This is a genomic window from Isoptericola sp. NPDC060257 (genome assembly GCF_042726645.1).
GTDB classification, from domain to species: Bacteria; Actinomycetota; Actinomycetes; order Actinomycetales; family Cellulomonadaceae; genus Isoptericola; species Isoptericola nanjingensis.
The window spans coordinates 1-9,479 of record NZ_JBHXAW010000176.1 but is presented as its reverse complement, the minus strand read 5'-3'; the positions used below and the strand labels follow the sequence as shown (position 1 = coordinate 9,479).

Annotated in this window: 7 protein-coding genes and 2 pseudogenes; 2 read left to right on the top strand and 7 right to left on the bottom strand. The window is 74.1% G+C overall.

Annotated elements, in window-relative coordinates; translation table 11 throughout:
- Positions 1–354: pseudogene (locus ACFWEK_RS14395) on the bottom strand (proline--tRNA ligase); the annotation flags it as partial.
- A gap of 108 nt (positions 355–462) precedes the next feature.
- Between ACFWEK_RS14395 and ACFWEK_RS14390 the strand changes: the two are divergent.
- Positions 463–1,353 carry a DNA-formamidopyrimidine glycosylase family protein gene (locus tag ACFWEK_RS14390; RefSeq protein ID WP_430547089.1) on the top strand — a complete coding sequence of 297 codons (891 nt, stop codon included), beginning with the start codon at positions 463–465 and terminating at the stop codon, positions 1,351–1,353.
- 4 nt (positions 1,354–1,357) lie between these two features.
- Here the strand turns inward: ACFWEK_RS14390 and ACFWEK_RS14385 are convergent, their stop codons facing one another.
- From ACFWEK_RS14385 to dxr, 6 genes are all read right to left on the bottom strand, one after another.
- On the bottom strand, positions 1,358–2,548 hold the full coding sequence (locus ACFWEK_RS14385) for a glycine C-acetyltransferase (protein ID WP_430554488.1): 1,191 nt from the start codon (positions 2,546–2,548) through the stop codon (positions 1,358–1,360).
- Positions 2,549–2,550: 2 nt separating this feature from the next.
- Positions 2,551–3,645, bottom strand: coding sequence for an L-threonine 3-dehydrogenase (gene tdh, locus ACFWEK_RS14380; RefSeq protein WP_430554487.1), 1,095 nt, complete (start codon positions 3,643–3,645; stop codon positions 2,551–2,553).
- A gap of 103 nt (positions 3,646–3,748) precedes the next feature.
- The gene (locus ACFWEK_RS14375; protein ID WP_430554486.1) at positions 3,749–4,699 is read right to left on the bottom strand and encodes a GNAT family N-acetyltransferase; all 951 of its coding nucleotides are present in this window, start codon (positions 4,697–4,699) and stop codon (positions 3,749–3,751) included.
- 78 nt (positions 4,700–4,777) lie between these two features.
- The gene (ispG, locus tag ACFWEK_RS14370) at positions 4,778–5,920 is read right to left on the bottom strand and encodes a flavodoxin-dependent (E)-4-hydroxy-3-methylbut-2-enyl-diphosphate synthase (RefSeq protein WP_430547093.1); all 1,143 of its coding nucleotides are present in this window, start codon (positions 5,918–5,920) and stop codon (positions 4,778–4,780) included.
- A gap of 216 nt (positions 5,921–6,136) precedes the next feature.
- Positions 6,137–7,456 carry a M50 family metallopeptidase gene (locus tag ACFWEK_RS14365; protein WP_430554485.1) on the bottom strand — a complete coding sequence of 440 codons (1,320 nt, stop codon included), beginning with the start codon at positions 7,454–7,456 and terminating at the stop codon, positions 6,137–6,139.
- A gap of 67 nt (positions 7,457–7,523) precedes the next feature.
- Positions 7,524–8,711, bottom strand: a complete 1,188-nt coding sequence (gene dxr / locus ACFWEK_RS14360; RefSeq protein ID WP_430554489.1) for a 1-deoxy-D-xylulose-5-phosphate reductoisomerase — start codon at positions 8,709–8,711, stop codon at positions 7,524–7,526.
- Positions 8,712–8,924: 213 nt separating this feature from the next.
- On the opposite strand from dxr, the pseudogene ACFWEK_RS14355 reads away from it, so the two are divergent.
- Positions 8,925–9,479: pseudogene (locus tag ACFWEK_RS14355) on the top strand (hypothetical protein); the annotation flags it as partial.

Below are 9,479 nucleotides of genomic sequence, written 5' to 3'. Positions count from 1 at the left end.
GAGATAGTCGGCATCCTTGCGGTCCTGCAGGCGGAAGAGGTTGGGGCCGTACTCGGTCCAGCGGCCGGTGGCCTCGTAGGGCTCCCGCGGCAGCAGGGCCGGGAAGTGCACCTCCTGCGCGCCGATCGCGTCCATCTCCTCGCGGACGACGGCCTCGATCTTCGCCAGCACGCGCAGGCCGAGCGGCAGCCACGAGTAGATGCCGGGGGCGGCGCGGCGGATGTAGCCGGCGCGCACCAGCAGGCGGTGGCTCGCGACCTCCGCGTCGGCCGGGTCCTCGCGCAGGGTGCGGACGAAGAGCTGGGACAGGCGGAGCAGGTCGCCCTGGGGCTGACGGGCGGACACGATCGACATGGGGGCAAGCCTAGCGGCGCGCCGGGGCTCCCCCGGTCGCCCGGACCCCCGGTCCCGCGCCGGCCCCTTCCCCTGGTCGGCGTCGGGCCCGGCTGGCAGCATGGCCGCATGCCCGAGCTTCCCGAGGTGCAGGCGCTGGCGGAGTTCCTCGACGCTCGTACGTCCGGACACCGCGTCGTCGCGGCCGACGTCGCGGCCATCGCCGCGCTCAAGACCTTCGACCCGCCGGTGACGGCGCTCGTCGGGCAGGAGGTCCGCGGCGTCACGCGCCACGGCAAGTGGCTCGATCTCACGGCCGGCCCGGACGGCGACGAGGTGCACCTGCTGTTCCACCTGTCGCGCGGCGGGTGGGTGCGCTGGTCGGACCAGGCGCCCACGACGCCGGTCCGCCCGCGGATGGGCGGCTCGTCGCGCGGGGCGGCGCTGGCACTGCGGGTGCGGCTCGACGACGGCGCGGGCTTCGACCTCACCGAGGCGGGCACCCGCAAGCGACTGGCGGTGCACGTGGTGCGCGACCCGCAGGAGGTGGAGCAGGTCGCCACGCTCGGTGTCGACCCGCTCTCGGGCGACTTCACCCCGGAGGCGCTCGCCGCGCTGATGCAGGAGCGGAACCAGCAGGTCAAGGGCCTGCTGCGCGACCAGCGCGCGATCGCGGGCATCGGCAACGCCTACTCCGACGAGATCCTGCACGTCGCGAAGGTCTCGCCGTTCAAGCTCACGCGGTCGTTCACCCCGGAGGAGGTCACGGCGCTGCACGACGCCGTCGTGACCACCGTGCGCGACGCGGTCGCGGCGTCGTCGGGCAAGCCCGCGAAGGAGCTCAAGGACGCCAAGCGCCGCGGGATGCGCGTGCACGGCCGCACGGGCGAGGCGTGCCCCGTCTGCGGCGACGTCGTGCGCGAGGTGAGCTTCGCCGACCGTTCGCTGCAGTACTGCGCCACCTGCCAGACCGGCGGGCAGGTGCTCGCCGACCGGCGGATGTCGAGGCTGCTGAAGTAGCCGGTCAGCCCGCCGCGACGGCGTCGCGCGAGGCGACGAAGGCGTCGACGCACGCGCGGACCTGCTCGGGCGTGTGCGCGGCGGACAGCTGCACGCGGATGCGTGCCTCGCCGCGCGGCACGACCGGGAACGAGAAGGCCGTGACGTACACGCCGCGCTCCCCCATCGCCGCCGCCGTCCTCGCCGCGAGCACGGCGTCGCCGAACATCACGGGCACGATCGGGTGCTCGCCGGGCAGCAGGTCGAAGCCCGCCTCGGTCATGAGCCGGCGGAACAGGGCGGCGTTCTCGGTCAGGCGGGCGCGCAGGTCCCCCGACCCCTCCACGAGGTCGAGCGCCGTGAGGGTGCCCGCCACGATCGTCGGCGCGAGCGTGTTCGAGAACAGGTACGGGCGGGCGCGCTGGCGCAGCAGGTCGACGATCTCCTGGTGCGCCGCGACGTAGCCGCCGGACGCGCCGCCGAGGGCCTTGCCGAACGTGCCCGTGAGGATGTCCACGCGGTCGGCGACGCCGAGCAGCTCCGGCGTCCCGCGGCCGTGCTCCCCCATGAACCCCACCGCGTGCGAGTCGTCCACCAGGACGAGCGCGGAGTACCGGTCGGCCAGGTCGCAGATCTCCCGCAGCGGCGCCAGGTAGCCGTCCATCGAGAAGACGCCGTCCGTGACGATCACGACGTGGCGGGCGCCGCCGTCGCGCGCCGCGCGCAGCTGGTCCTCGAGGTCGGCCATGTCCCGGTTGCGGTAGCGGAACCGGGCGGCCTTCGACAGGCGGATGCCGTCGATGAGCGAGGCGTGGTTGAGGGCGTCGGACACGATCGCGTCGTCCGCGCCGAACAGCGTCTCGAACACGCCCCCGTTGGCGTCGAAGCACGAGGAGAACAGGATCGAGTCGTCGGTGCCGAGGAAGCCCGCCAGGCGCTGCTCCAGGGCGCGGTGCTGGTCCTGCGTGCCGCAGATGAACCGCACGCTCGCCAGCCCGTAGCCCCACGTGTCGAGGGCGTGCCGGGCCGCCGCGACGATGCGCGGGTCGTCGGCCAGCCCGAGGTAGTTGTTGGCGCAGAAGTTCAGCAGCTCGGCGCCGTCGGCGCGGATGCGCGCGCCCTGCGGGCCGGAGATGCCGCGCTCGTGCTTGGTGAGGCCCGCGCTCTCGATCTCGGCGAGCTGGCCCGCCAGGTGCTCCCGGAACGTCCCGTACATCGCTACGCCTTCCCCTCGTCGAGCTGCGCGTCGTGCTGCGCGCCCTGCTCGTCTCCCCAGTCCGTCCAGTCGAGCACGACCTTGCCGCCGTGCGCCGAGGCCGCGGCCTCGAAACCTTCGCGCCAGCGGCTCGCGGGGAGCCGGTCGGTCACGACCGACGCGATCGCCGCCCGCAGCGTGGCGCTGGTGCGCAGCATCGCGTCCATGGCCTGCCAGGTCTCGAACATCTCCCGGCCGTAGATGCCCTTGAGGGTGAGCATGTGGGTCACGACCGTGCCCCAGTCGACGGCGATCGGCCCCGACGGCAGCCCGAGCATCGCGATCCGCCCGCCGTGGTTCATGTTCGCGATCATCTCGGGCAGCGCGCTCGGGGCGCCGCTCATCTCGAAGCCGACGTCGAACCCCTCGCGCAGGCCGAGCTCGCGCTGGGCGTCGGCGACCCGCGCCGTGCGCACGTCGAGCGCGGCGTCCGCGCCCATGGCCTCGGCCATCGCGAGCCGGGCCGGGCTGACGTCCGTGCCCACCACGAGGTGGGCGCCGGCGTGCCGCGCGACGGCGATCGCCATGAGCCCGATGGGCCCGCACCCGGACACGAGCACGTCCTCCCCGATCACCGGGAACGCGAGCGCCGTGTGCACCGCGTTGCCGAGCGGGTCGAAGATCGCCGCGACGTCCAGGTCGACCTCGGCGTGGTGCACCCACACGTTGGTGGCGGGCAGCACGACGTACTCCGCGAACGCGCCGTCGCGGTGCAGCCCGAGGCCCTGGGTGCGGATGCACATCTGGCGCCGCCCGGCGCGGCAGTTGCGGCACGTGCCGCAGACGATGTGGCCCTCGCCGGAGACGAGGTCGCCCACGACGACGTCGTGCACCATCTCGCCGACCGCGACGACCTCGCCGACGAACTCGTGGCCCGGCACCAGCGGCGCCGCGATGGTCGAGGCGGCCCAGTCGTCCCAGCGGTCGATGTGCAGGTCGGTACCGCAGATGCCGGTGCGCAGCACACGGATCTTCACGTCGCCGATGCCGGCCTCCGGCTCGGGACGCTCCACCAGCTCCAGCCCGGGGCCCGGCCCCGGCTTGTACAGCGCCCTCACGCGGCACCCACCCGCGCCTCGGACACCCGTGCACCCCACGTCGCATGCGTCGTCACGCCGCGTACCATCTCACGATCCGGACGGATCCGGTAACGCCGGCACGTCAGAACAGCACCGTCGTGAACGTGCCGACCTGCTCGAAGCCCACGCGCCGGTACGTGGCGAGCGCCGGCGCGTTGAATGCGTTGACGTACAGGGAGACCACGGGAGCCACCTCGCGCCGCGTCGCGACGACGACGGCGGCCATACCGGGCGCGGCCAGGCCGCGGCCGCGCCGCAGCGGGTCGACCCACACGCCCTGCACCTGCGCGACCCCGCCCGCGACCGCGCCCAGCTCGGCCTTGAAGGCGACGAAGGGCCCCGGCCCGGTGCCCGCGTCCGGGGCCGAGCCGGGTGCCTCCATGCGCACGAACGACCGTCCCTCGGCCACGAGGGAGCGCACCCGCAGGGCGTACGCGCTGCCGGGGGACGCGGCCGGCGCGTACCCGACCTCCTCCGCGAACATGCGTACGCAGGCGGGCAGCACGGCGTCCACCTCGCCGAGGGTGGAACGGCGCACCAGCGCGTCGGGCTCGACGTCCGGGTCGCGGGCGATCGCCAGCGACGGCTGGTCGGCGCGCACCTCGCGCGCCGGGGGCCAGCGGGGCGCGAGCAGGTCCCACAACGCGAGGGCCGCCGTCCGGTCCCCCACGATCGACGACGATCGCCGGCCCTGCGCGCGGGCCGTCGCGGCGAACGCGGCGACGGCGTCGTCCGCGTCGCGACCCACGAGGTCCGGGGACAGCACGGGGACGAGGTTCGCCCCGGACCAGCAGACCGCGACGAGCGGGCCCGTGGCGGGGAAGCCCCACGCCTGCCCGCCGGCGGCGGCGAAGCCCGCCACCGCCGCCACCTCGAGCCGCGCCGCGGCGAGCACCGACGTCACCGGGTCGCGGGCGCACAGGGCGCGCGCCTCGACGAGGTCCTCCTGGCCGAGGACGCGGGCCCGGGGTCGCCGCGCGTCGAGGCCGCGCGCGTCGCCGCGCGCCCGCACCGCCGGTCGCCAGCCGCCCATCACGCCCCCTTCGCCGTCGCGGCCCCTCCGCCATCGTCCCCGATGCGGCCTCTCGGTGCGGCCCCTCGGGCCGAACCGTCAGCCGACCGTGACCTCGGGGGCCCCGGCCTGGGCCTCGTTCTCGGGGGTCGGCATCGTCTCGGCGATGCGCATCGCCTCCTCGATGAGGGTCTCGACGATCATCGCCTCCGGGACGGTCTTGATGACCTCGCCCTTGACGAAGATCTGGCCCTTGCCGTTGCCCGACGCGACGCCGAGGTCGGCCTCGCGCGCCTCCCCCGGACCGTTGACCACGCAGCCCATGACCGCGACGCGCAGCGGGACCGTCATGCCCTCCAGGCCGGCGGTGACCTTCTCCGCGAGCGTGTAGACGTCCACCTGGGCACGGCCGCACGACGGGCAGGAGACGATCTCGAGCTTGCGGGGCCGCAGGTTCAGCGCCTGCAGGATCTGCGTGCCGACCTTGACCTCCTCGACCGGAGGCGCGGACAGCGACACCCGGATCGTGTCGCCGATGCCCTGGCTCAGCAGCGCGCCGAACGCGGTGGCCGACTTGATCGTGCCCTGGAACGCGGGGCCCGCCTCGGTGACGCCGAGGTGCAGGGGCCAGTCGCCGCGCTGGGCGAGCAGCTCGTAGGCGCGCACCATGACCACCGGGTCGTTGTGCTTGACGGAGATCTTGAAGTCGTGGAAGCCGTGCTCCTCGAACAGCGAGGCCTCCCACACGGCGGACTCCACCAGGGCCTCCGCGGTGGGCTTGCCGTACTTCTCCAGGAGACGCTTGTCGAGCGAGCCGGCGTTGACGCCGATCCGCAGCGAGACCCCGGCGTCGGAGGCCGCCTTCGCGATCTCCTTGACCTGGTCGTCGAACTTCCGGATGTTGCCCGGGTTCACGCGCACGGCGGCACAGCCGGCGTCGATCGCGGCGAACACGTACTTGGGCTGGAAGTGGATGTCCGCGATGACGGGGATCTGCGACTTCTTCGCGATGGCGGGCAGGGCCTCCGCGTCGTCGATGGTCGGGACGGCCACGCGCACGATGTCGCAGCCCGCGGCCGTCAGCTCGGCGATCTGCTGCAGCGTCGCGTTGATGTCCGTGGTCGGGGTCGTCGTCATCGACTGGATGCTGATCGGCGCGTCGCCGCCGACGGCCACCTTGCCCACCTGGATCTTGCGGGACTTGCGGCGCGGGGCCAGCGTGGGCGCGGGCGGGGTAGGCATGCCGAGATTGATCGCAGTCACGGTGCCAGTATCGCGCTTCCTGGGCCAGGTCACGCACACGGGACGTCCTCGCGCCCGGCCGTCCACCGCGCTGTGCCACTCTCGTCGCACGTTCTTCACGCGGGGGAGCCCTGCCCGCCCCGGTCCCGATGCTCCCCACCGGCGACGACATCGTCCCGGCGTCCGAGGACGGCTCGACGGCGACGGCGAGGGGCGTCAGCCCAGACGGACCGGGTCCACCAGGTCCGCGACGATGAGGATCGCTCCCGTGCCCACGAGCACGACGAACATCACGTAGGCCACCGGCATCATCCGCGCGACGTCGGCCGGGCCTGGTCGCGGGAGCCCGCGCAGCCGCGCGACCGTACGCTTGGCGCCCTCGTACAGGGCGTTGACGACGTGCCCGCCGTCCAACGGCAGCAGCGGGATGAGGTTGAAGACGAAGAGCGCCACGTTGAGCGCGGCCAGCAGGCTCAGGAGGAACTGCAGCGTGCTGATCACGGGCGCGTCCGCGGCGACGGCGTCCACGGCCATCCGGCCGACCCCGACGACCGACACGACGGAGTCCTGCGACCGCGGCTCGTCGGTGAACGCCTGCACCGCCGCGTCGCCGATGCGCACCGGGAGCGTGACGATCTTGCCCGCCGTGCCCGAGACCTGCTGCCAGACCGCCTCCGGGACGGTCGAGACCGGCAGCGGCTCGTACTCCTGGGTCGGCGTGACGCCCAGGAACCCCGCCGTCTCGGTGACCGGCTGCCCGTCGGCGCCGACCTTCGCGGTGCCGTCGGCCTCGACCACGGGGACCTGCCGGTCCGACGTCGTCACGGTCAGCGGGACCTCGGCGCCGTCGCGCAGCACCACCACCGGGACCTGCTGGTCGGGGGCGTCCGCGATGGCCCCGGAGAGCTGGTCCCACGACGTCACGGCCGTGCCGTCCCACTCGACGATCTCGTCGCCCGGCTGCAGGCCTGCCGCGGCCGCCGGCGAGGGCGCGGCGCCGTCCCCGCACACGGGCGCCCCGTCCGCCGTGGTCGACGTGGGCGTGCACTCGCTCACCGCGCCGACGGTCGTGGTCACGGTCGGCGCCCCGATGCCCACGAGCACGACGAACGTGAGCACCACCGCGATGAGGAGGTTCATCACCGGGCCGCCCAGCATGACGACGAGCTTCTTGGGCGTGGACAGGTGGTAGAAGGCGCGGTGCTCCTCGCCGGGGAGGATCTCGCTCACGGAGGCGTCGCGCGCGTCCGCGATCGCCTGCCCGAAGAACCCCCCGCGGCGGCGGGTGCCCTCGGGCGCGGGCGGCATCATGCCCACCATCCGCACGTAGCCGCCCAGCGGGATGGCCTTGACCCCGTACTCCGTCTCCCCCTTGGTGCGCGACCACAGCGTGGGGCCGAAGCCCACCATGTACTGGCTCACCCGGACGCCGAACTTCTTCGCGGGGACCATGTGGCCCACCTCGTGCAGGCCGATGGAGAGGGCGAGGCCCACCACCATCACCGCGATGCCGACCACCCAGGAGAGAACGTCCACGGCCTCGAGCCTAGGACACCCGGGGCGACCCGCCGCACGCCCCTGCCACGCGCGCGTGGAGGGTTCGTCAGGACCGCGCGAGGATCTCGTCGGCGCGTGCCCGCGCCCAGCGCTCGGCGCCCTCGACGGCGTCGAGGGTGACGTCGGCGGCGGCCGCCCCGTCGTGCTCGGCCAGCACCCGCTCCACGGTCTCGACGATGTCGAGGAAGCCGATGCGCCCGGCGAGGAAGGCGGCGACGCCCTGCTCGTTCGCGGCGTTGTAGACCGCGGGGTGCGTGGCGGACGCCGCGACGGCCGCGCGGGCCAGCCCGACGGCGGGGAACGTCGTCTCGTCGAGGGGCTCGAACGTCCACGACGCCGCCCGGGTCCAGTCGCAGGCCGGCGAGACGACGTCGAGCCGCTCCGGCCACGACAGGCCGAGCGCGATGGGCAGCCGCATGTCGGGCGGGGAGGCCTGCGCGAGCGTGGAGCCGTCGTGGAACTCGACCATCGAGTGCACGACCGACTGCGGGTGCACCACCACGGTGATGTCCTCCGCCGGCACGTCGAACAGCAGGTGCGCCTCGATGAGCTCGAGGCCCTTGTTCATCAGCGAGGCGGAGTTCACCGTCACCACGGGCCCCATGGCCCAGGTGGGGTGGGCGAGAGCCTCGTCGACCGTGACCTTCTTGATGTCGTCGCGGCTGCGGCCGCGGAACGGCCCGCCGGAGGCCGTGAGGACCAGCCGTCGCACCTCGTCGCGCGCGCCCCCGCGCAGCGCCTGGGCGATCGCCGAGTGCTCGGAGTCCACCGGCACGATCTGCCCGGGCGCGGCCGCGGCCTTGACCAGCGAGCCGCCCACCACGAGCGACTCCTTGTTCGCCAGCGCCAGCGTCGAGCCGCCTGCGAGCGCCGCGAGCGTGGGCCGCAGGCCCACCGCCCCGGTGATGCCGTTGAGGACGACGTCGCTGCCGCGACCCGCGAGCTCGGTCGCCGCGTCGGGCCCGGCGAGCACCTCGACGTCCTCCGCCGCGGCGCCGAGCCGCTCGACCAGGGTGGCCCGCAGGTCGTCCGCACGGGCGGCGTCCGCGACGGCCACCGCGCGCGCCCCCACCGTCGCGACCTGCTGCGCGAGCAGCGCGACGTCGGACCCGCCCGCGCTCAGCGCCTCGACCCGGAACCGTCCGGGGTGGGCACGCACGACGTCGATCGCCTGGGTACCGATCGAGCCGGTGGAGCCGAGGAGGGTGACGGTGCGGGTGTGCTGGTCGGGCATCTGCTCGGTCCTGTGGTCGGGCGTGCGGTCGGGCATGCGATCGGGCATGGCGCCCATCATCCCAGGCGTTCTCGCGCCTCTTCCGCCCCGTCGCCCGAGCAGCCGACACGCCGCGGAACGGCGCGGAATTCACCCGCTCCGGTGCTTGACTTCCGGACAGGACCCCCACTCGCCCGGTCGCGGTGGGGTGTGACGCCGGTTACGTTCGCATCCATGCGTACTTATCGCGTGATAGTCGGCAAGCGCGCCATGGCCGCCCTTGCCGGGATCGCCACCCTCGTCACCGGGGCGGTCGTCGGGCTGGCGACACCCGCCGCCGCGGACGGCGACGGCGAGACCCACCGCATCTTCGCGACCCGCGAGGGCCTGGTGGGCAAGCACACCGCGAACGGCCACAAGATCTCCACGCGGGACCACTTCGTCGCCCTGCCCTCGCGCCGGGCCCTGTCCGCGGACGGCGACGGCGCGTTCAGCGTCCGGGCGTGCCGGGCCGACAGCACGCGGTGCGAGTACGCGCCGGTGTGGGACGTCGGGCCGTGGAACACCACCGACGACTACTGGAGCTCCACCCGGCACGCCGCCCGGGACCTGCCGCGGGGCACCCCGCAGGCCTCCGCGGCCTACCGGCTCGGCCACCACGGCGGCAAGGACCTCTTCGGGCGCACCGTGACCAACCCGGCGGGCATCGACCTGGCGGACGGCACCTACCGGGACAGCCTGGGCCTGCGCTCCAACGCCTGGATCGACGTGACCTACCTGTGGCAGGGG